Origin of the sequence: Streptococcus gallinaceus (assembly GCF_040545695.1) — a bacterium.
Taxonomy (GTDB): domain Bacteria; phylum Bacillota; class Bacilli; order Lactobacillales; family Streptococcaceae; genus Streptococcus; species Streptococcus gallinaceus.
The window spans coordinates 19,095-41,141 of the sequence record NZ_JBEPMK010000003.1; the positions used below are offsets into that span (position 1 = coordinate 19,095).

Genomic DNA, 22,047 nt, shown 5'->3' on the forward strand with positions numbered 1-22,047 from the left:
GAGAATGGACATGAACGATCTATTACAAAAGAAGTTGTTGCCTGTCGCTATGCGTTTAGGGAATAATAAGTTTATGATTGCGATTCGAGATGGAATTACTTACTCGATGCCGCTTATCATTATTGGCTCTCTCTTTATGATTATTGCGAGTTTCCCTATCTCTGGATGGGAAAAATGGCTTGGAGATATTGGAGTTGCTGGCTATTTGTGGAAAGGAGTAGATAGTAGCTTTGGTCTAGTAGGGCTTGTCTCTAGTTTTGCAACTACCTATACATTAGTGAAACAGTATAAGCAAGATGGAATTCCCGCAGGTATTGTTTCCTTATCAGCATTTATCACAGTGACTCCTTTTATCACTGGTGAAGCAGGCAGTGGGATTCCAACATCTTACATGGCTTCGAAGGGACTTTTTATAGCAATTATTTTAGGATTATTAAATGGGTATATTTATCAATGGTTTTTAAATAAAGATATCCGAATCAGAATGCCAGACGGTGTGCCACCTGCTGTTTCTAAGAGTTTTAGTGCTCTTATTCCAGGTGCGGTCATTATTACTAGTTGGTTGATTCTATTTGGATTCCTTGACAAATGTGGTTTACCAAATGTTCATGACATTGCGCAAGTTGTATTGGGAGGACCACTCGGTTTACTCGGTAGCAATGTTTTAGGTTTGTCTGTTATTGTGGTGCTGAATAGTCTCTTCTGGTTTGCCGGTTTACATGGAGGAAATATTGTAAATAGCGTCATAAAACCAGTTTTATTAGCCAACCTAGATGCTAACCGTACAGCTTATCAGGCAGGAGAAGCATTGCCAAATATCTTTACAAGTGTATTTGTTGATAATTTTGTATTTATCGGCGGTGGAGGAGCTACAATTGGTTTAGTAATTGCTATGTTCTACCTTGCAAGAAAGAAAAATGCAAGTAAACAGATGAAGACACTTTCTCCAGTTACATTTTTGCCAGGTCTGTTTAATATTAATGAACCTACAATGTTTGGTGTACCAATTGTTTTGAATGTATTATTGCTTATTCCGTTTGTTCTAGCACCAATTATCAATCTTTATATTGCATGGGGAGCTATGGCAAGTGGATTAGTTCCATTGACATATACAGATCCAGGTTGGACTATGCCACCAGTGATTAGTGGTCTATTGGCAACAGGAAGTATTAAAGGGGCTATCTTACAGGTATTGCTCATTATTATTGATGTTTTGCTGTATCTGCCATTTATCATGAGTATCGAAAAAGGATTTAAAAAGAACGAGGAAGGATAGTGTGGTGCAATCAGATGAAAAGATTAATTAGTACAAATAGTTCAGAAATTACCAATTTTACAGCAACAGAGTTAAAACAGAGTATTAAAGCTAGTGAAGGACGTACAGTCCTGTCTGAAAATGTTGCAGGAAGAGAATGCTTTATCGGTGATATTACCAGTTCAGAGCTGGCAAAATCATTTGGAGCAGATCTTATTTTGTTAAATGGAGTTGATGTTTTAAATCCAGTAATCAGTGGACTAGAGTGTCCGGCAGACCACATCATAACAGAACTGAAGAATTTAGTAGGAGCTCCTATTGGTGTGAATTTGGAGCCGGTTGATTCGGAAGCGCAATTATTAGAAAGTGTTGAAGAATTACCGATTGGACGGCAAGCGAGAATCGAAACTTTTCAGAAAATTGAGGAACTCGGCTTTGACTTTGTGTGCTTGACTGGTAATCCTGGTACCGGTGTTAGTAACCGACAAATTAAAGAAGCTATTCACTTAGCTAAGACACATTTTTCAGGTCTAATTATTGCAGGTAAAATGCATGGAGCAGGTGTTAATGAGCCTGTAGCGGACTTGGAAACAGCTAAGGAATTCTTACAGGCAGGAGCAGATGTCATTTTAGTACCTGCTGTTGGGACTGTACCTGGTTTCACCGATCAAGAACTGATTGAGGTCGTAAAAGCTGTCCACCAAGAAGATGGGCTTGTTATGAGCGCCATTGGGACAAGTCAAGAAAGTTCCGATCAAGAAGTTGTGAAACAGATTGCTTTACGGAACAAGATATGTGGTGTTGATATTCAACATATTGGAGATGCTGGATTTGGAGGTTTGGCGCCAGTAGAAAATATTTTTGCCTTGAGTCAAGCTATTCGCGGACTCCGCCATACTATTTCTAGAATGGCTCGTTCTGTAAATAGATGAGGGGGAGCTTATGGTGAGCAATAAAAAGAAGGTGTTAATATTGAGTATAGTAGTTACTGCATTGGCTTTAGTAACGGGACTAGATGTTAGTGCTTCTACAAATCTTATTGTCAATGGGGATTTTGAACAAGGTGAAGTAGGATGGAACTCTCGGAATAAAGGGGAGATAAGTTCAATAGAAAGTTATTTAGGAGGAAGTCATTCTGGGGTTTTAACTCCTAATGCTATTTCGAATGGAAAAGCCAATGGGTATATTGGGCAAGTTGTTTCGGTGGAGCCGAATACAACGTATACGGTAACTGCATATGGCAAAACGGATAAAAATGGAGCAGTTGGTTATTTTACTGCACGTTGGTTTGATAATGGTAAGCAGGGGGATATTGTTTTAGGTAAAGACGGGGACACAGTAGACCAACCCATTCAATCCACTCAATGGACTAAGTATAGCTATACTTTTAATTCAGGAAACCATCACAAGGTATTGATTCAATTAGTGAAATGGTCAGATGAGGCAACTACTAAAGTATCTAGTATTTTTATAGACCAGGTTGTTATGACGAAAGAAGAAACTACTTACTATGAAAAATGGCGAGATGATTTTGAAGGTGAAGTATTAAATAGAGATAGTTGGGGTTATGAACTGGGGTCAATTAGGGGGATAGAACAGCAACATTATGTTTCTGATTTACAAAATATTTTTCTTCGTAATGGAGAGTTAGTGCTTAGGGTTACCGATAGACCACAAGAAGACATATACCCTAATCCCAGAAATATTCAATCGAAAGTGATCTATAATTCCGGCAGTGTAAGGACACATGGAAAACAAGAATTTCTATACGGAAAGCTAGAAATTAAAGCAAAACTGCCGCAAGGCAAAGGAGTATTTCCAGCATTTTGGATGCTTGGAGCAGATTTTGTACTAGATGGCAAAATTAATGATAATCAGGGACACGGTTGGCCCTCAACAGGAGAGATAGATATCATGGAGTTGGTGGGGGATGCACAATCAGGTTCATATGCCAATCGCACTGTATATCAGACGCTGCATTACGGTGCAGATCAAAATGATAATGGTAAATTTGCGGGTAATGGTAAGGCATATACATTATCTTCTGGAAGTTTCAATGATGACTACCATATTTTTGCATTAGATTGGTATAAAGACCGAATGGTATGGTTAGTAGATGGTAAAGTGGTACGTACGGTAGATTACTCAAATGATCCTTTGGCTTCGGCAATATTTAATAAACCTCAGTACGCTCAATTGAACTTGGCTATGGGAGGTGCTTGGCCTGGATCTGTTGCAAATAATTTGTCAGGTACAGAGTTTGTTATTGATTATATTTCATATTCTAGGAATGAAGAGCAAGAAATTCAAGCAAAAGAATATTATGATAAGGCACCACAGATAAATGGTGCTACAGATATAACAATTAACAAGGGAGACACTCCAGATTTATTAGCTAAGATATCAACGAATGATAATTCATATATGGTAGATTATTCAATTGATGATGAATTTCAATTTAAAAATACAGGTGGGAATACAAATGTTCGATTGATGGTATCAGGAAAGCAGGAAAAGGAAAAAATTGCTACATTACCGCCAGGTAAGTACAATATTCACTATAGTGCTTTTCCAAATGTAATTGATTTTGGAAGTAGGATTGCAAGAAAGACTGTAACTTTAACAGTTGTAGAGTGAGGAGTGGACGATGGTCATGAAAACTATCATGTTAATTTGTGCTGCAGGAATGAGCACTAGCTTATTAGTGACTAAAATGGAAAAAGCTGCATGGGAAAAAGGAATAGAAGCAGATATATTTGCTGTTTCAGCAATGGAGGCGGATGCAATATTTGCTCAAAAGAAAATAGATGTATTATTATTAGGACCACAAGTCCGATTTATGCTTAATGAATTTCAGGAAAAGCTCAGCGCTCAAGAAGTACCAGTAGAAGTGATTCCGATGGTTGACTACGGGATGATGAATGGAGAAAAAGTGCTAGAGCTAGCTGAAAGTCTAATGAAATAAGGAGGAATCATGGATCAACAATTGGAAGTGATTATGCCTTTAATCATATATGGTGGTGATGCTAAAAGTTCTGCTATGGAAGCAATCCAATTTGCTAAAAAAGGAGAATGGGAGGAGGCTGATCGAAAACTCAAAGAAGCAAAAGATAGCCTCATTCAAGCCCATCATTCACAAACAGAGTTATTGACCAATGAAGCCCGTGGGGAAACAACTACTTTATCTTTGCTGATGGTACATGCCCAAGATCATCTAATGACGAGTATTACATTTGTTGACTTGGCGACTGAGATTATTGAGCTCTATAGAAGTAGAGTGCCATAGCGTCCAGTACCCCTTGTCTTGAAATAACTCACAATCCCTCTTTGTTGGCAAGGAAGGATGTTTTTTTCGGACAAAATTTCTTCTGAATGGTATACTAAAATCATGACAAAAGCAGATAAGATTTTAAAAGAAAATATTGAGCGTATCTTGGCGGAAGGTGTTTTTTCAGAAAATGCTCGTCCGCGTTATAAAGATGGAAATGTGGCCAATTCGAAGTATGTGACAGGTGTCTTTGCCGAGTATGACTTGTCCAAAGGTGAATTTCCGATTACCACTCTTCGTCCAATTCCGATTAAATCAGCAATCAAGGAAGTTTTGTGGATTTACCAAGACCAGTCTAATAGCCTTGATTTACTGGAAGAAAAGTACAATGTCTATTATTGGAATGAATGGGAAGTGGGAGACACGCGCACTATTGGTGAGCGCTATGGAGCTGTGGTGAAAAAACATGATATCATGACTAAAATTCTTAAGCAGCTAGAAGAAAATCCCTGGAATCGCCGGAATGTAATTTCCTTGTGGGATTACGAAGCCTTTGAAGCGACAGAAGGTCTCTTACCTTGTGCCTTTCAGACCATGTTTGATGTGCGACGAGTAGATGAAGATATCTATCTGGATGCGACACTAACACAGCGTTCCAACGATATGCTGGTGGCTCATCACATTAACGCTATGCAATACGTAGCTTTGCAGATGATGATTGCTAAGCATTTTGGATGGAAAGTTGGAAAATTTTTCTACTTCATCAATAATCTGCACATTTATGATAATCAATTTGAACAGGCAGAGGAACTCTTGCGGAGACAACCGACAGCTTGTCAGCCACGTTTAGAATTGCATGTCCCAGATGGAACCAATTTCTTTGATATCAAAGCTGAAGATTTTGAGTTGGTAGACTATGATCCAGTCAAGCCACAACTTAAGTTTGATTTAGCTATCTGAAATAGGAGCACTTGCGAGGTTGGCAAGTGCTTTTTTAGCCATTTTTTGATAGAATGAAAAGGACAGAAAGAGAGAGAGAATGACTAAAAAGATTTCAGCAGTCTGGGCACAGGATGTCAATGGCGTGATTGGAAAAAATCAAACCTTGCCATGGCGCATGCCGGCTGACTTACAGCATTTTAAAGAAACGACGATGGGTCATGTCATGGTCATGGGTCGTGTCACTTTTGATGGGATGGGAGGACGTGTTCTTCCAAACCGTATATCAATTATTCTGACACGAGATAAGAATTTTTCGGTTGACCACCAAGATGTCAAGGTGATGCATTCTGTTCAAGAAATTTTAGACTGGTATGAGAAGCAGGAACAGAATTTGTATGTGATTGGCGGAGCACAGGTTTTCAGAGCCTTTGAACCCTATCTTGATGAAATTATCTTGACAGATATTCATGATGAGTATGAGGGAGATACCTATTTTCCTAGTGATTTTGATTGGTCACACTTCGAAGAAGTGGGAAGTGTTTTCCGGCCAAAAGATGAAAAGAATGCTAGTGATTTTACGGTGAAATATTTTGCCAGGAAAGTGATCTAGCCATGGAAAAAAGTTTATTTGGATTATTTACAGCTTTGTTGTGCGGTATCTGTGTACTTTGCTCACTTCAAGCTTTTCAGAAAAAACGCTATGGCTTAGCAATCATTTTTTTGCTCAACGCTGCGACCAATTTGGTCAATAGCATCCATGCCTTTTACGGCGTATTGTTTTAAAAATATTTAGGGGATTATAATGGCGGGACATAACCAACCAGAATTTATTTATTGTTCATTTTGTGGAAAAAATCAAGAAGAAGTGAAGAAAATCATTGCAGGAAACAATGTCTTTATCTGTAATGAATGTGTCGAATTAGCGCAAGAAATCATTCGCGAAGAGTTAGCAGAAGAAGTCTTGACAGACCTTGCTGACACACCAAAACCACAAGAATTACTCAACATTCTTAACCACTATGTTATCGGACAAGACCGTGCAAAACGTGCTTTGGCAGTAGCGGTTTACAATCATTACAAGCGTATCAATTTCCAAGATAGTCGTGATGAAAACGATGTGGATTTGCAGAAATCCAACATTCTCATGATTGGCCCAACGGGTTCAGGAAAGACTTTCTTGGCTCAAACCTTGGCTAAGTCGCTCAATGTACCATTTGCCATTGCGGATGCAACTTCCTTGACAGAGGCGGGTTATGTGGGAGAAGATGTTGAAAACATTCTTCTTAAATTGATTCAGGCGGCAGATTACAACATTGAACGAGCAGAACGTGGTATTATTTACGTCGATGAGATTGATAAAATTGCTAAGAAAAGTGAAAATGTATCCGTAACACGTGACGTATCTGGTGAAGGTGTTCAACAAGCACTCTTGAAAATCATTGAAGGAACCGTTGCCAGCGTTCCACCACAAGGCGGTCGTAAGCATCCAAACCAAGAGATGATTCAGATTGACACCAAGAATATCCTCTTTATCGTTGGTGGCGCTTTTGACGGTATCGAAGACATTGTTAAGCAACGTTTGGGCGAAAAAGTTATCGGTTTCGGACAAAACAGTCGCAAGATTGATGATGACGCTTCTTACATGCAGGAAATCATTTCAGAAGATATTCAAAAATTTGGTCTGATTCCAGAGTTTATCGGTCGTTTGCCAGTTGTTGCTGCTTTGGAGCAGTTGACGGCAGATGATTTGGTACGTATTTTGACTGAACCGAAAAATGCTTTGGTCAAACAGTACCAGACACTTATGTCTTATGATGATGTGGAATTGATTTTTGAAGAAGATGCTTTGCAAGAAATTGCCAACAAAGCTATTGAACGCAAAACAGGTGCGCGTGGCTTGCGTTCGATCATTGAAGAAACCATGCTGGATGTCATGTTTGACATACCAAGTCAAGAAGAGGTTACGCGCGTGACCATCACAAAAGCAGCCGTTGATGGATTGGAACATCCATTGTTAGAAACAGCCTAGGAGGAAGCATGGAAATCAATACAAATAATGCAGAAATCATGCTAAGTGCCGTTTCTAAGGCTCAGTATCCGCAAGACGACATGCCAGAAATTGCTCTAGCTGGGCGCTCGAATGTCGGAAAATCCTCTTTTATCAATACCTTGCTAGGACGTAAAAATTTGGCCCGTACGTCAAGTAAGCCAGGAAAAACGCAGCAGCTCAACTTTTACAATATTGATGACAAGTTACGCTTCGTGGATGTCCCTGGTTACGGCTATGCCAAGGTATCCAAGTCTGAACGCGCCAAGTGGGGCAAGATGATTGAGGAATACTTGACAAGTCGAGACAATTTGCGCGCAGTAGTCAGCTTAGTAGATATGCGCCATGACCCATCAGCAGACGATATCCAGATGTACGAATTTCTAAAATACTATGAAATTCCGGTTATCATCGTCGCGACAAAGGCGGATAAGATTCCGCGCGGTAAGTGGAATAAGCATGAGTCGGCTATTAAGAAAAAGCTAGATTTTGATTCGTCTGACAAATTCGTTGTCTTTTCATCGGAAACACGCCACGGATTTGACCAAGCTTGGGAAGCGATTTTGGATGAAATCTAATTAACTTAGAAAGAGTTGAGACAAGTTCTCGACTTTTTTCTTGCTCAAATGTGGATTTTTTGTTCATTTACTTGATTGAGAATAGTCTAAATAACGAATGAATAAGATGTCTGATAATTATAAAATTAAGTTTTTTTGATAAAATGTAAAGAAATAGGAGCAAAATACTTGAAAAATCATTGAAAAGTGGTACAATGAATAAGCATTAGATTTGATAAAGAAATACTTATTTATGTCGAGGATTGGCTCGTCGTTTCTACAAGACACCGTAATGTCTAACAATAAGTAAGCGAAGGCTTGCTTGGGTTTCCCTAGTAAAATGTTTTTTGCATTTTACAGCAAGCCTTTTTTGATTTTCAAATTTTAAAATAACAGTCATATCAAAGGAGTTAGGATGAAATTATTAGAAGAACGTATCCTGAAAGATGGAAATGTCTTAGGCGAAGGAATTCTAAAGGTAGACAGTTTTCTGACCCATCAGGTGGATTTTGAGCTGATGCAAGAAATTGGTAAAGTATTCGCTGAAAAATACAAGGATGTAGGCATAACAAAGGTTGTTACCATTGAAGCATCAGGTATTGCCCCAGCGATTTATGCTGCTCAAGCCCTTAATGTTCCCATGATTTTTGCTAAAAAGCATAAAAACATCACTATGACAGAAGGCATTCTGACAGCGGAAGTTTATTCTTTCACCAAACAAGTGACAAGTACCGTTTCTATTGCCGGTAAGTTCTTGCAAGAAGATGATGTCGTTCTAATCGTGGATGACTTTTTGGCAAATGGGCAAGCTGCTAAAGGGTTACTTGAGATTATCCAACAAGCAGGTGCTACGGTCGCCGGTGTTGGAATTGTCATTGAAAAGTCATTCCAAACAGGTCGCGCTTTGCTTGAAGAAGCAGGTGTTCCCGTTACATCGCTTGCACGTATCCAAGAGTTCAAAGACAACACAGTAGTATTTACGGAGGCGGATGCTTAATATGTCACAACAACAAGAACATTCACATTCTCAATCGGCTATCTTAGGCCTACAACACCTCTTGTCCATGTATGCTGGCTCCATCTTGGTACCAATCATGATTGCCGGAGCACTGGGTTATTCAGCCAAAGAATTAACTTATTTGATCTCCACGGATATTTTCATGTGTGGGATTGCGACCTTCTTACAATTGCAATTGCGCAAACAATTCGGTATTGGTCTTCCAGTCGTGCTTGGCTGTGCCTTCCAGTCAGTTGCTCCACTTTCAATCATCGGTGCTAATCAAGGCTCAGGTGCTATGTTTGGTGCCTTGATTGCTTCTGGTATCTACGTGATTGTGGTTGCGGGAGTTTTCTCAAAAATTGCTGAATTGTTCCCACCGATTGTAACAGGTTCGGTTATTACAACAATTGGATTAACCTTGATTCCAGTAGCTATGGGAAATATGGGAAACAATGCTGAGTCACCAACAGCACAAAGTGTCATTTTGGCTCTGACTACCGTTCTCATCATCCTCTTGGTACAAAAATTTGCAACAGGATTTATCAAATCCATCTCAATCTTAATCGGCTTGGTTGGCGGAACAATCTTAGCTGGTTTCATGGGCTTGGTAGATACGGCAGTAGTAGCAGATGCTCCCTGGGTTCATATCCCAACGCCATTTTACTTTGGTGCACCAAAATTTGAAATTACTTCTATTGTGATGATGTGTATCATTGCGACAGTATCAATGGTAGAGTCAACAGGTGTTTACTTGGCGCTTTCTGATTTGACAGATGACCAGTTGGATAGCACTCGTCTGCGTAACGGTTACCGTTCAGAAGGTCTAGCAGTTCTTCTCGGTGGTATTTTCAATACCTTCCCTTATACAGGATTCTCGCAAAATGTAGGGCTTGTACAATTATCAGGGATTAAAACACGTCGTCCAATCTATTACACAGCCGCTTTCTTAGTAATCATTGGCCTCTTGCCTAAATTCGGCGCTCTTGCTCAAATGATTCCAAGTCCGGTTCTTGGTGGAGCTATGCTCGTTCTTTTTGGTATGGTAGCTCTTCAAGGGATGCAAATGCTTAATAATGTAGACTTTGCAGGTAATGAGCATAATTTCATTATCGCGGCGGTCTCTATTTCAGCAGGTGTTGGATTCAACGGTACGAATCTTTTTGCAAGTTTCCCATCAACTGTTCAGATGTTCTTGACCAATGGTATCGTCATTGCTACAGTTTGTGCAATCCTACTTAACCTTGTCTTAAATGGTAAACAACAAGCATAATAACAAGGACATATGCCTTTTGGTATATGTTTTTTTGAAAAGACATTGTTTCCGTTTTCAAAGTGTGATACAATGAAGCAATAAAAGGAGTTGGAGATAATTATGGAATCAACATTTTACAAAAAGGTGACAGCGGCAGTAGAGAAAAAAGAGTCATTATTTGACCGTCATAAAGGCAAATATGCCTTGCGTAGTATGTTTGCTGGTGCTTTCTTGACCATGTCAACTGCTGGCGGAGCCATTGCAGCTGATCAGATTAATCAAGTTCATCCGGTTTTAGGACGATTCACCTTTGCCTTCCTATTTGCTTGGGGATTGATTTATATCCTGTTTTTGAATGCAGAGCTAGCAACCTCAAATATGATGTACTTAACAGCCGGAACCTTTTGGAAGAAAATTTCCTGGCACAAGGCCTTGGTTATTTTACTCTACTGTACTTTGTTTAACTTAATTGGAGCCTTGATTATCGGATTTCTATTTGCCAGAACAAGTTCATTTGCAAGTCTGGACATTCAGTCCTTTATCGCAGGTGGAGTAAAAGCACGTCTTGCTCGACCAAGTGGACTTATTATTCTGGAAGGTGTGTTGACAAATATCTTTGTGAATGTTGCCATCTTGTCCTTCTTGTTAATTGATAACGCAAGTGCTAAAATGTGGATTGCCATCTCAGCAGTATTCCTCTTTGTCTATCTGGCACAAGAACACGTTATCGCCAACTTCGCATCATTCTCTATCGTGAAATTTAGCGTGATTGCAAATCAAGTCGAAAACTTTGGCTGGTTAAATATTTTCCGTGAGTGGACAGCTGCCTTTATCGGAAATTACATCGGTGGTGGTCTGATTGTCGGTCTTTCCTACGCATGGTTTAACCATAATGAAAACAAATATGTAGATTAAATCGAGAAATTCTCGATTTTTTCTATTTTTTGAAAGAAAATACTTGCCTCGACTAGATAAATGTGATATCCTAATAAAGGTTTTGAATAACCGACCTAAGACAGTAGGGGAGCTGGACTCATAAATATCCTACCGAGGCACAAAACGTAACTTAAAAATTTGTAACGTATTGTACTTTCGTGTCTAGGTTTAGGTGCGATTTTTTTGTGCCTATCCCAAAATAAAAACGGAGGTAAACTAAATGTCAGAAGCTATTATTGCTAAAAAAGCCGAATTAGTAGACGCTGTTGCTGAGCAAATGAAAGCAGCTACATCTATCGTTGTAGTTGACGCGCGTGGTTTGACTGTTGAACAAGATACAGTTCTTCGTCGTAACTTGCGTGGTGAAGAAGTTGAGTACAAAGTTATCAAAAACTCAATCTTGCGTCGTGCTGCTGAAAAAGCTGGTCTTGAAGGACTTGCAGAAATGTTCGTAGGACCATCTGCAGTTGCATTCTCACAAGACGCAGTTGCTCCAGCTAAAATCATCTACGATTTTGCAAAAACTGCTGATGCTCTTGAAATCAAGGGTGGTGCTGTTGAAGGTAAAGTTTCTTCAAAAGAAGAAATCGAAGCACTTGCAACATTGCCAAACCGCGAAGGTATGCTTTCTATGCTCCTTTCTGTACTTCAAGCGCCAGTTCGCAACGTTGCATACGCTGTCAAAGCGGTTGCAGAAAAAGAAGACGCAGCTTAATGCGTACATTAGCAGCCTAAGGTTGCAAACAATTATTTATTAAAAACAATTTGGAGGAATTCACAATGGCATTGAACATTGAAAACATTATTGCTGAAATTAAAGAAGCTACAATCCTTGAACTTAACGACCTCGTTAAAGCTATCGAAGAAGAATTTGGTGTAACTGCAGCTGCTCCTGTAGCTGTTGCTGCAGCTGGTGGTGCTGCTGAAGAAGCTAAAGACTCATTTGACGTTGAATTGACTGCAGCTGGCGACAAAAAAGTTGGCGTTATCAAAGTTGTACGTGAAATCACAGGCGAAGGTCTTAAAGAAGCTAAAGCTCTTGTTGACGGTGCACCATCTGTTCTTAAAGAAGGTGTTTCTGCAGCTGAAGCTGAAGAAATCAAAGCTAAATTGGAAGAAGCTGGAGCTTCAGTTACTCTTAAATAATAGAGTAACTACTCAAGTAGCTTAACAAATAAAACACTATTCCTCGGAATGGTGTTTTTTGTTAGTTGATTTGATACTAAATTAGTAGTTAGAACCTCCCCACCCCTCTTTTTTTTCAGTTTTTTGTTATAATAGTGTTCGAAAAGTGAGGTAGACTAATGGAGTTTAATTTAGAAGAAGTCAAGGTTTTTGAGAACTATGAGATTAGCAAGTGGGAAGAGGGGGAAGTGACCTTAGAGACGCGGGTTGTTGATTCTTCTTTAAATTACTACGGAAATGCTCATGGTGGCTACCTTTTTACTCTCTGCGATCAGGTCAGCGGTCTGGTATCTATTTCGACAGGATTTGAGGCGGTCACGCTCCAGTCCAACATCAACTATCTTCGGGCAGGTCGTCTGGGAGATAAGCTGACTGTTATTGGTTCTTGTGTTCACAATGGTCGTACGACAAAGGTTGTGGACGTTCATATCAAAAATGAAAATGGTGAAATGGTGACAACGGCTATTTTTACCATGTTTGTAACAGGTAAACGTGAAAAATAAAATGGAACTCTCAGACTAGTGCTGAGGGTTTTGTTTTGGGAAGATTTCTATGATATAATACCCTTATGATTTCAGGAATTGTTAACTTAAAAAAAGAGGCTGGCATGACCAGCCACGATGCTGTTTTTAAACTCAGAAAAATTGTACAGGAAAAGAAGATCGGTCATGGAGGTACACTTGATCCGGATGTAACGGGAGTCTTGCCGATTGCGCTTGGGAAAGCTACACGCTTGATTGAGTACATGCAAGAAGAAGGGAAGGTCTACGAAGGAGAGGTCACGCTTGGATTTTCTACTACGACAGAAGATGCTAGTGGAGAAGTAGTTGCAGTGGCTCCGGTTGATGAAAAACTGACAGAAGAAGACATTGATCGTGCCATGCAGTCGTTTGTGGGAACCATTATCCAAGTTCCTCCCATGTACTCAGCGGTTAAGGTCAACGGGCGAAAATTGTACGAATACGCTCGTGCCGGGGAGACGGTTGAGCGTCCGCAGCGTGAGATTTCTATTTACGCTTTCGAGCGAACTAGCTCGGTGACTTTTGAAAATGGCTGCGCACGGTTTGATTTTCGAGTAAAATGCGGAAAAGGGACTTATGTACGGACCCTATCTGTGGATTTAGGGAAAAAATTAGGCCTAGAGAGTCATATGTCACGCTTGGTTCGTACGGGTTCAGCTGGAATGTCACTTGATACAGCCGTGACTCTTTCAGAAATTGCAGACCTTGTCGACAAGGATGACTGGTCATTTTTGCAACCGATTGAAAATGGGATTGGAGATTTGCCGATTGTTGAATTAACTGCAGAAGAATTGCGCGAAGTCGGATTCGGTCGCTTTTTAGAGCTGAATCACACTGCGAAACGCTTAGCAGCTTTTCATCAAGGAAAATTAGTGGCAATTTTAGAAAAAAGAGAGCAACTATATAAGCCAAACAAGGTTTTTATAGAAGTTTTTTAGACTAATTTGTGATAAAATAAGGCGTTATGGAAATTATTACAATTAAAAATGAAGAAAATTTGAGAGGGATGGAGCCAACAGTCCTAGTTCTAGGTTACTTTGACGGGATTCACCGTGGGCATCAAGCCCTCTTTTCGCGTGCTCGGGCTATTGCGGATGAAAGGGGACTGACAGTGACTGTACTGACTTTTCCGGAGTCTCCGAAGCTAGCTTTTTTGCGGTTTTCTCAGGACTTGTTGCTGCATTTGACTAGTAGCGAGAAGCGCTATCAACTCATGGAGCAGGCCGGTGTTGACCGATTGATACTCAAAGAGTTTACTAGTGAATTTTCTAAGCACACGGCAGAGGAGTTCGTGGACAAGTACATTACTTCTCTCAATGCTCAAGTTGTCGTGACAGGGTTCGATTATCATTTTGGAAATAGCAGAGCGACAGTAGAAGAGTTGGACCGTTTATTTGCTGGACAGGTCGAGGTTGTCGATGAGGTCCAGTTCGAAGGGGAAAAAATTTCTTCAACCCGCATTCGTCAGGCAATCCTTGAAGGAAATATGGCCTTGGCAAATGAATTACTGGGTTATCCATTTTCGACTGAAGGAATTGTGGTTCATGGTGATGCACGTGGTCGGACAATTGGGTATCCAACTGCCAATCTTGCCCCTTTTGACCGCGTATATTTGCCATCTGATGGTGTTTATGTAGCAGATGTGGAAATTGAAGGTACTATTTATCGGGCCATGGCAAGTGTTGGAAAGAATGTAACCTTTGATGGAACTGAGTTGCGTCTAGAAGCTCATATTTTTGATTTTGAGAAAGAAATCTACGGTGAAAAAATCACCATCTACTGGCTAGACAAGATTCGAGATATGGTCAAATTTTCAGGCATCGAGGAATTGATGGAACAAATGAAAAAAGACGAGACAATTTCTCTTAATTGGAGACCAAGAAAAAGCTTGTAATCACTGTTGAACTATTGTATAATTATATAAGAAGAAATACGTAGAAGGGATGCATATGATTACACTATTCTTATCACCGAGTTGTACAAGTTGTCGTAAAGCACGCGCTTGGTTGACCGGGCATCAAGTACCTTTTACTGAGCATAATATCATGACTAGTCCGTTAACAGCGGATGAATTGCGTAATATTCTGGCTTTAACAGAAAACGGCACAGATGACTTGATTTCAACTCGCTCAAAAATCTTTCAAAAGTTAAATGTCGATGTGGATGAGTTATCCATTTCGCAGTTGATTAGTTTGATTGAAACCTACCCAAGCTTGCTTCGTCGTCCCATTATTTTGGATGAAAAACGGATGCAGATTGGCTTCAACGAGGATGAGATTCGCGCATTTTTGCCAAGGGGTTACCGAAAGCAAGAACTGAAAAACGCAACATTACGAGCAGAAATAGGATAGATATGGACAAGAATTATTCATATCCACTTGATTTTTCTTGGAGCACAGAGGAGCTTTCCTCCGTGCTTTCTTTTTTGAATCAAGTGGAAAAAGCATATGAGGGTGGCGTTGAGGCAAGCATCTTGCTAGAGCGCTATCGTGCATTTAAAGAAGTTGTAAAAAGCAAAGGCCAAGAAAAGCAGATTGATCGTGAATTCCAAGAAGTTTCTGGTTACTCCACCTATCAAGCCGTTCAGGCGGCTAGAGAAAAGCAGAAAGGAGTTCTCCGCCTTGGCAACAGTCGCAGATAAATACACATTTGCTCAGAAAATCGTCAGAGATGCTGGTGGATTTTTGCGTCAACATCTCTACGATGAATTGACAGTTGAAGTCAAATCCAATTTTGCAGATTTGGTAACGCATTTGGATAAGGAAGTACAGACAAGTATGACCCAGCAAATTCTCTCCGCATTTCCAGATGATTTGATTTTTGGCGAAGAGGATGAAAATCGTGCACCGATTGAGAAAGGGAATGTATGGGTTATTGATCCCATTGACGGGACGGTAAATTTTATCGTGCAAAAAACGGATTTTGCGGTGCTGTTGGCTTATTTTGAAGACGGTGTTGGCCTATTTGGTCTTATATATGATGTGACCAATGATTTGCTTTACCATGGCGGGGGCGAGTTTCCGGTCTTGGTCAATGACGAACAGCTACCTTTTAGTACCGACAAGGCGTTTTCACAGGGTTTGATTGGGATAAATGCAGGGCTGGTTGAGCAAAATTATGCAGGTCTAGCCAATTTTTCTCGTCAATTTTTGGGGACACGCTCGATTGGTAGTGCAGGTCTGAGTTTTGCGCATGTTCTTACACAGCGGCTTTTGGTTCATACTTCCTACGTCTACCCTTGGGATTATGCGGCAGCGAGTATTTTAGGCCAAAAGCTGGGCTATGTCCTTTTAAATGTAAACGGAGAAAAGCCAAGTTTTACGGGAAGAGAGCATGTGGTACTCATCGCTAAATCAAAAGTAAATGAAATGAAAAGGTATCTACAGTAATGCAATTACCTGCAAAATTTATTGAAAAATATGAGCAACTACTCGGTCAAGAAGCACAGGCATTTTTTGACAGTTTTGAGCAAGAACCGATTTCTGGTTTTCGGACCAACCCGCTCAAGGAGACGCAGCAAGAGTATGCGGATAAGATTCCCCATATGGAGTGGTCTTATTACGGGAAGGTATCAGGCAAATCCCCTGAGCATGTGACAGGCTTGGTTTATTCGCAAGAACCCGCAGCGCAGGTGGTCGGCCAAGTTGCTCACCCGCAAGCTGAGATGAAGATTCTAGATTTGGCAGCAGCACCAGGTGGCAAGTCCACGCACCTGCTCTCTTATCTAGAAAATACAGGTTTATTAGTCAGCAATGAAATTTCAACCAAACGTTCTAAGATCTTAGTAGAAAACATTGAACGCTTCGGAGCCAGGAATGTGGTGGTAACTAATGAATCTGCGGATCGATTGGAAAAAGTATTTTCAGGTTATTTTGATTTGATCGTGCTAGACGCTCCTTGCTCAGGTGAAGGGATGTTTCGAAAAGATCCTGATGCCATGCGATATTGGGATGAGAATTATCCAGCTCAATGTGCGGAGCTTCAGCGAGAAATCTTACAATCAGCCCTGAAAATGCTCCGTCCTGGAGGTAGTCTGATTTACTCGACCTGTACTTGGTCTACAGAGGAGAATGAGGAAGTGATTCAGTGGCTGTTGGATAGCTACGATATGGAGTTAGAGGAACTGGAAAATGTGAACGGGACTGTTTCTGGTCTAATTCCGGGAACCTTGCGGATGTACCCTCATCATTTTAAGGGAGAAGGGCAATTTGTAGCCCGTCTTCGCTTATTATCTAGTGAAGTGTCGTCAGAATTCAAGCCAGCTAAGAGTAATCTCAGTCGTGAACAGAGTCAACTCTGGCAAGAATTTGCCAAGGAAAATCTCAAGGTTCAGATCAATGGTACTTTACAGGTATTTGGTGATCAGCTTTATCTATTGCCGGATGGTTTGCCAGATTTGAGTAAGCTGAAAATTGCTCGAAATGGGCTGCATCTAGGGACTTTCAAGAAGAAGCGATTTGAACCTAGTTTTGCTCTGGGACTTGCCTTGCATAGCCAAGAAGTTGTCCGTCGAGTAGACATTTCAGAAGTGGATTTTCAGCAATATGTGGCTGGAAATGTTGTCAAGGTCGCGTCAGATTTACCAAATGGTTGGTATCAAGTGGCGATAAATGGCAATGGTCTCGGCTTTGCGAAAGTGGTCTCAGGAACCTTGAAAAATACCTTCCCAAAAGGCCTTCGATTTCAGGTTTAAAAGGGGCTTGCTTTAAGGAAAAATTCTTTGCATAGCCTCATTTTATGTGTTATAGTAGAACTGTACCGTGACTTGTAAAATTTTTGTAAATCGTCTGATTTTCAAGAACGGTCATAAAAAAAAAAGGATACAAAAGATGAAAAAAAAGCATAAGCTTGGTGCCCTTGCGCTATTGTTGAGTGCGGGTGTTGCCCTAACTGCTTGTTCTAGTTGGATTGATCGTGGTGAGTCTATCACTGCAGTCGGATCAACAGCACTTCAACCTCTGGTAGAAGCCGCTGCAGATGAGTTTGGTAGTACCAATATTGGTAAATCAATCAATGTGCAAGGTGGTGGTTCTGGTACAGGGTTATCACAGGTTCAGTCTGGTGCCGTTGAAATCGGAAACAGTGACCTCTTTGCTGAAGAAAAAGATGGGATTGACGAAAGCAAGTTGAAGGATTATCAAGTAGCTGTAGCTGGTTTGGCTGTTATCGTCAATAAAAAAGTTGATGTGAAAGATATTACTACGGAAGAACTCCGCAAAATCTTCACAGGAGAAATTACCAACTGGAAAGAACTAGGCGGAAAAGACTTGGATATTTCTATCATCAACCGTGCATCTAGTTCTGGTTCTCGTGCGACCTTCGATGCAGTTGTCATGGATGGTCAATCTGCCGTTCAGAGTCAAGAGCAAGATTCAAACGGGATGGTTAAGTCTATCGTAGCTCAAACACCAGGTGCGATTTCTTACCTAGCCTTTGCTTATCTAGACGACTCAGTTAAAACGATTAAGCTGAACGGTTACAAACCAACCGCTGAGAATGTCACAACAAATAATTGGCCAATTTGGTCATATGAGCATATGTACACACGAGGCTCTGAGGACAAATTAACCAAAGAATTTATCGAATACATGATGTCTGAAGAAGTGCAAGGTGGTATTGTATCAAGCATGGGTTACATTTCAATCCATGATATGAAAGTGACGAAGGATGCTAACGGAAAAGTTAGCAAGATTGGAGAGTAAATATGAAAAACGAAGAACTCGCGAAAAAATTGGCTTCTCCATCGAAAAATTCTCGCTTGGAGCGCTTAGGAAAAACAATCACTTTTCTTTGCTTAGCCTTGATTGTTTTTATTGTCTTTATGATTTTGATTTTCGTTGCCCAACGTGGTTTGTCTACCTTCTTTGTAGACGGCGTTAATCTAGCTGATTTCTTGTTCGGTTCAAAATGGGAACCAAGTGCCAAAATTTTTGGTGCACTTCCAATGATTTCAGGTTCCTTTATTGTAACGATTTTATCAGCAGTAGTCGCAACACCGATTGCCATTGGAGCAGCTGTCTTTATGACTGAAATTTCTCCGAAGCGTGGTGCTAAAATTCTGCAACCTGTTATCGAGTTGTTGGTCGGTATTCCATCCGTGGTTTATGGATTTATCGGTCTTCAAGTCGTAGTACCTTTTGTTCGTAGTATTTTTGGTGGTACTGGTTTTGGAATTTTGTCAGGGGTCTTTGTCCTCTTTGTTATGATTCTGCCAACAGTAACCTTTATGACTGTAGATAGCTTGAAGGCTGTACCTCGCCATTACCGTGAGGCTAGCTTGGCTATGGGAGCAACCCGTTGGCAAACCATTTGGCGCGTTGTCTTAAACGCTGCAAAACCTGGTATTTTCACTGCAGTCATCTTCGGTATGGCTCGTGCATTTGGTGAGGCTTTGGCCATTCAGATGGTGGTGGGTAACTCAGCAGTTGTTCCAACTTCATTGACAACGCCAGCGGCAACCTTGACTTCTGTCCTAACCATGGGAATTGGTAATACTGTAATGGGAACTGTCCAAAATAATGTTTTGTGGTCACTCGCCTTGGTATTGTTGCTCATGAGTTTGGTCTTCAATATGATTATGAAATTGATTACAAGAGAGGGTAAGAAAAACTATGCACGCTAAAAAAATGGATAAGCTGGCAACGGGCATTCTTTATGCTATTGCCTCCGTTATCGTCTTGATTTTGACCTCTCTGATTCTCTATATCTTGCTCAGAGGGATTCCGCATATCAGCTGGCATTTCTTGACAGGGAAATCATCTTCTTACCAAGCTGGTGGAGGGATTGGAATTCAACTCTATAATTCCTTCTTCCTGTTAGTCGTAACCTTGCTCATCTCTGTTCCATTGTCAACAGGAGCAGGTATCTACTTGGCTGAATATGCTAAAAAAGGACCAGTGACAAACTTCATTCGTACGTGTATTGAGATTTTGTCTTCACTTCCATCAGTGGTCGTTGGTCTCTTTGGTTATTTAATTTTCGTTGTTCAGTTTGAATATGGATTTTCTATCCTTTCAGGTGCCTTGGCGCTAACTGTCTTTAACTTGCCACAAATGACTCGTACTGTAGAAGATAGTTTGCGTACGGTTCACCACACGCAACGTGAAGCAGGTCTGGCACTTGGATTGTCACGTTGGGAATCTGTCCTTCATGTTGTTATTCCCGAAGCTCTTCCTGGTATCGTAACTGGTATCGTCCTTGCTTCTGGTCGTATCTTTGGTGAAGCAGCCGCCCTCATTTATACAGCTGGTCAGTCAGCACCAGCGCTTGATTGGTCTAACTGGAATCCACTTTCTGTAACCAGCCCAATCTCTATTTTCCGTCAGTCAGAAACCTTGGCTGTACACATTTGGAAGGTAAATAGTGAAGGTACTATTCCTGATGCGACGCAAGTGTCGGCAGGAAGTGCAGCAGTGCTCTTGATTTTCATTTTGATTTTCAACTTAGCTGCGCGCCGCTTGGGTAGCATTCTTCACGCCAAATTGACTTCCGCTTCTTAAAAGGAGAAGAAATGACTGAATATAACTGGAATGAACGCCATATCATTACCTTTCCTCAGGAAAAAATTGCTCTTGAAACCAAAGACCTTCATGTCTACTATGGTGGAAAAGAAGCCAACAAGGGAATCGATATGCAGTTTGAAAAAAATAAAATTACGGCCTTGATTGGACCATCTGGATGTGGGAAATCAACTTACCTCCGTAGTTTGAACCGCATGAATGACGCCATCGATATTGCCAAAGTAACGGGTGAAATTCTTTATCACGGCATCGATGTCAATCGTCCTGATATGAATGTCTATGAAATTCGTAAGCATATCGGTATGGTGTTCCAACGTCCGAATCCATTTGCCAAATCTATTTACAACAATATCACCTTTGCACATGAACGTATGGGGGTGAAAGACAAGCAAGTATTGGATGAAATCGTAGAAACATCTCTGAAACAAGCTGCTCTTTGGGACCAAGTCAAGGATGACTTGCACAAGTCTGCTTTGACCTTATCAGGTGGTCAGCAACAACGTTTGTGTATCGCTCGTGCGATTTCTGTAAAACCAGATATCCTTCTTATGGATGAGCCGGCTTCAGCCCTTGACCCAATTGCCACTATGCAACTGGAAGAAACCATGTTTGAACTGAAAAAGGATTATACCATTATCATCGTGACACACAACATGCAACAGGCCGCTCGTGCGAGTGACTATACGGCATTCTTCTATTTGGGAGACTTGATCGAGTATGACAAGACTGCCAATATTTTCCAAAATGCCAAGTTGAAGTCTACAAGTGACTATGTATCAGGTCACTTTGGTTAGAAAGGGATAAAATGACAGAACCGATTATTCAAGTAAAAGATTTATCTGTTTATTACAACCAGAAAAAAGCCCTCAACAGCGTGTCAATTGATTTTTATCCGAATAAGATTACAACTCTCATTGGACCTTCAGGTTCAGGGAAATCAACACTTTTACGTTCTATCAACCGCATGGGTGACTTGAACCCAGAAGTGACCTTGACAGGAGCTATTAATTACAATGGTCGCAACATCTACAGTCCACGGACAGATACAGTAGACTTACGTAAGGAAATTGGGATGGTTTTCCAACAACCCAATCCTTTCCCAATGTCTATCTATGAAAATGTGGTCTACGGCTTGCGAATCAACGGGATTAAGGACAAGCAAATCTTGGATGAAGCTGTTGAAACCTCTTTGATTGGGGCATCTATCTGGGATGAGGTGAAAGATCGTCTTCATGATTCTGCACTTGGTTTGTCAGGTGGTCAGCAGCAACGTGTCTGTGTGGCTCGGGTATTGGCAACCAGTCCAAAAGTGATTCTTTTAGACGAACCAACATCAGCCCTTGACCCTATTTCTGCAGGTAAAATTGAAGATACCCTTTATGGATTGAAAGAAAAATATACCATGGTAGTAGTCACACGTTCTATGCAGCAGGCATCACGTATTTCGGACTACACTGGTTTCTTCTTGGACGGTGATTTGGTTGAATACAACACAACTAAGGACATGTTCTTGAACCCAGCAAATAAAGAAACTGAAGACTATATTACAGGTAAATTTGGCTAG

The 22,047-nt window shown here is 40.7% G+C and carries 27 protein-coding genes, 1 riboswitch and 1 other annotated feature; all 27 genes read left to right on the forward strand.

Annotated elements, in window-relative coordinates:
• Window positions 1–10: 10 nt before the first annotated feature.
• The 27 genes from ABID27_RS04290 to pstB (ABID27_RS04420) all read left to right on the forward strand — a co-directional run bounded on the left by ABID27_RS04290 (window position 11) and on the right by pstB (ABID27_RS04420) (window position 22,047).
• Window positions 11–1,276, forward strand: a complete 1,266-nt coding sequence (locus ABID27_RS04290; RefSeq protein ID WP_354280503.1) for a PTS sugar transporter subunit IIC — start codon at window positions 11–13, stop codon at window positions 1,274–1,276.
• Window positions 1,277–1,290: 14 nt separating this feature from the next.
• A complete protein-coding gene (locus ABID27_RS04295; RefSeq protein WP_253363301.1) occupies window positions 1,291–2,187 on the forward strand; it encodes a uroporphyrinogen-III synthase in 897 nt (298 codons plus the stop codon).
• Between the two features lie 10 nt (window positions 2,188–2,197).
• On the forward strand, window positions 2,198–3,892 hold the full coding sequence (locus tag ABID27_RS04300; RefSeq protein ID WP_354280505.1) for a family 16 glycosylhydrolase: 1,695 nt from the start codon (window positions 2,198–2,200) through the stop codon (window positions 3,890–3,892).
• A gap of 10 nt (window positions 3,893–3,902) precedes the next feature.
• A complete protein-coding gene (locus tag ABID27_RS04305) occupies window positions 3,903–4,220 on the forward strand; it encodes a PTS sugar transporter subunit IIB (RefSeq protein WP_253363227.1) in 318 nt (105 codons plus the stop codon).
• A gap of 9 nt (window positions 4,221–4,229) precedes the next feature.
• On the forward strand, window positions 4,230–4,541 hold the full coding sequence (locus ABID27_RS04310; protein WP_354280508.1) for a PTS sugar transporter subunit IIA: 312 nt from the start codon (window positions 4,230–4,232) through the stop codon (window positions 4,539–4,541).
• A gap of 102 nt (window positions 4,542–4,643) precedes the next feature.
• Complete coding sequence (locus tag ABID27_RS04315; protein WP_354280510.1) at window positions 4,644–5,483, forward strand: thymidylate synthase; 840 nt, start codon at window positions 4,644–4,646, stop codon at window positions 5,481–5,483.
• A 79-nt stretch (window positions 5,484–5,562) separates the two neighbouring features.
• Window positions 5,563–6,075, forward strand: coding sequence for a dihydrofolate reductase (locus ABID27_RS04320; protein ID WP_253363233.1), 513 nt, complete (start codon window positions 5,563–5,565; stop codon window positions 6,073–6,075).
• A 2-nt stretch (window positions 6,076–6,077) separates the two neighbouring features.
• On the forward strand, window positions 6,078–6,248 hold the full coding sequence (locus tag ABID27_RS04325) for a hypothetical protein (protein ID WP_253363236.1): 171 nt from the start codon (window positions 6,078–6,080) through the stop codon (window positions 6,246–6,248).
• Window positions 6,249–6,267: 19 nt separating this feature from the next.
• Entirely contained in the window at window positions 6,268–7,494 is a 1,227-nt protein-coding gene (gene clpX, locus ABID27_RS04330; protein ID WP_253363239.1) for an ATP-dependent Clp protease ATP-binding subunit ClpX, read from the forward strand.
• Between the two features lie 8 nt (window positions 7,495–7,502).
• Window positions 7,503–8,090, forward strand: a complete 588-nt coding sequence (yihA, locus tag ABID27_RS04335; protein WP_253363243.1) for a ribosome biogenesis GTP-binding protein YihA/YsxC — start codon at window positions 7,503–7,505, stop codon at window positions 8,088–8,090.
• Between the two features lie 206 nt (window positions 8,091–8,296).
• A riboswitch (purine riboswitch) is annotated at window positions 8,297–8,392 on the forward strand.
• Window positions 8,393–8,484: 92 nt separating this feature from the next.
• Entirely contained in the window at window positions 8,485–9,066 is a 582-nt protein-coding gene (locus ABID27_RS04340) for a xanthine phosphoribosyltransferase (protein ID WP_354280513.1), read from the forward strand.
• A gap of 1 nt (window position 9,067) precedes the next feature.
• Window positions 9,068–10,339 (forward strand): nucleobase:cation symporter-2 family protein, encoded by a 1,272-nt coding sequence (locus tag ABID27_RS04345; protein ID WP_253363247.1) that lies wholly within the window; start codon window positions 9,068–9,070, stop codon window positions 10,337–10,339.
• 99 nt (window positions 10,340–10,438) lie between these two features.
• Entirely contained in the window at window positions 10,439–11,236 is a 798-nt protein-coding gene (locus ABID27_RS04350; protein ID WP_354280908.1) for a formate/nitrite transporter family protein, read from the forward strand.
• 76 nt (window positions 11,237–11,312) lie between these two features.
• Window positions 11,313–11,450: a sequence feature (ribosomal protein L10 leader region), on the forward strand.
• 27 nt (window positions 11,451–11,477) lie between these two features.
• Window positions 11,478–11,972 carry a 50S ribosomal protein L10 gene (rplJ, locus tag ABID27_RS04355; RefSeq protein ID WP_253363249.1) on the forward strand — a complete coding sequence of 165 codons (495 nt, stop codon included), beginning with the start codon at window positions 11,478–11,480 and terminating at the stop codon, window positions 11,970–11,972.
• Window positions 11,973–12,037: 65 nt separating this feature from the next.
• A complete protein-coding gene (gene rplL, locus ABID27_RS04360; RefSeq protein ID WP_354280516.1) occupies window positions 12,038–12,403 on the forward strand; it encodes a 50S ribosomal protein L7/L12 in 366 nt (121 codons plus the stop codon).
• Between the two features lie 158 nt (window positions 12,404–12,561).
• Window positions 12,562–12,945 (forward strand): PaaI family thioesterase, encoded by a 384-nt coding sequence (locus ABID27_RS04365; protein ID WP_253366188.1) that lies wholly within the window; start codon window positions 12,562–12,564, stop codon window positions 12,943–12,945.
• Window positions 12,946–13,010: 65 nt separating this feature from the next.
• Window positions 13,011–13,901 carry a tRNA pseudouridine(55) synthase TruB gene (truB, locus tag ABID27_RS04370; protein WP_354280518.1) on the forward strand — a complete coding sequence of 297 codons (891 nt, stop codon included), beginning with the start codon at window positions 13,011–13,013 and terminating at the stop codon, window positions 13,899–13,901.
• A 26-nt stretch (window positions 13,902–13,927) separates the two neighbouring features.
• The gene (locus ABID27_RS04375; RefSeq protein WP_354280520.1) at window positions 13,928–14,857 is read left to right on the forward strand and encodes a bifunctional riboflavin kinase/FAD synthetase; all 930 of its coding nucleotides are present in this window, start codon (window positions 13,928–13,930) and stop codon (window positions 14,855–14,857) included.
• Window positions 14,858–14,912: 55 nt separating this feature from the next.
• The gene (locus tag ABID27_RS04380; protein ID WP_354280522.1) at window positions 14,913–15,314 is read left to right on the forward strand and encodes a Spx/MgsR family RNA polymerase-binding regulatory protein; all 402 of its coding nucleotides are present in this window, start codon (window positions 14,913–14,915) and stop codon (window positions 15,312–15,314) included.
• A gap of 2 nt (window positions 15,315–15,316) precedes the next feature.
• Window positions 15,317–15,604: a UPF0223 family protein gene (locus ABID27_RS04385; protein WP_354280524.1), complete on the forward strand. Its 288-nt coding sequence runs from the start codon at window positions 15,317–15,319 to the stop codon at window positions 15,602–15,604.
• Complete coding sequence (locus ABID27_RS04390) at window positions 15,585–16,352, forward strand: inositol monophosphatase family protein (protein WP_253366179.1); 768 nt, start codon at window positions 15,585–15,587, stop codon at window positions 16,350–16,352. Before ABID27_RS04385 ends, ABID27_RS04390 begins: the two co-directional genes overlap by 20 nt.
• Window positions 16,352–17,656: an RsmF rRNA methyltransferase first C-terminal domain-containing protein gene (locus tag ABID27_RS04395; RefSeq protein ID WP_354280526.1), complete on the forward strand. Its 1,305-nt coding sequence runs from the start codon at window positions 16,352–16,354 to the stop codon at window positions 17,654–17,656. The genes ABID27_RS04390 and ABID27_RS04395 overlap by 1 nt, the downstream gene beginning before the upstream one ends.
• Before the next feature lie 136 nt (window positions 17,657–17,792).
• Window positions 17,793–18,665: a phosphate ABC transporter substrate-binding protein PstS family protein gene (locus ABID27_RS04400; RefSeq protein WP_253366173.1), complete on the forward strand. Its 873-nt coding sequence runs from the start codon at window positions 17,793–17,795 to the stop codon at window positions 18,663–18,665.
• Between the two features lie 2 nt (window positions 18,666–18,667).
• On the forward strand, window positions 18,668–19,585 hold the full coding sequence (gene pstC, locus ABID27_RS04405; RefSeq protein ID WP_354280529.1) for a phosphate ABC transporter permease subunit PstC: 918 nt from the start codon (window positions 18,668–18,670) through the stop codon (window positions 19,583–19,585).
• Window positions 19,575–20,462: a phosphate ABC transporter permease PstA gene (pstA, locus tag ABID27_RS04410; protein WP_354280531.1), complete on the forward strand. Its 888-nt coding sequence runs from the start codon at window positions 19,575–19,577 to the stop codon at window positions 20,460–20,462. The genes pstC and pstA overlap by 11 nt, the downstream gene beginning before the upstream one ends.
• Window positions 20,463–20,473: 11 nt before the next feature.
• Entirely contained in the window at window positions 20,474–21,277 is an 804-nt protein-coding gene (gene pstB / locus ABID27_RS04415; protein WP_354280533.1) for a phosphate ABC transporter ATP-binding protein PstB, read from the forward strand.
• 11 nt (window positions 21,278–21,288) lie between these two features.
• On the forward strand, window positions 21,289–22,047 hold the full coding sequence (pstB, locus tag ABID27_RS04420) for a phosphate ABC transporter ATP-binding protein PstB (RefSeq protein ID WP_253366151.1): 759 nt from the start codon (window positions 21,289–21,291) through the stop codon (window positions 22,045–22,047).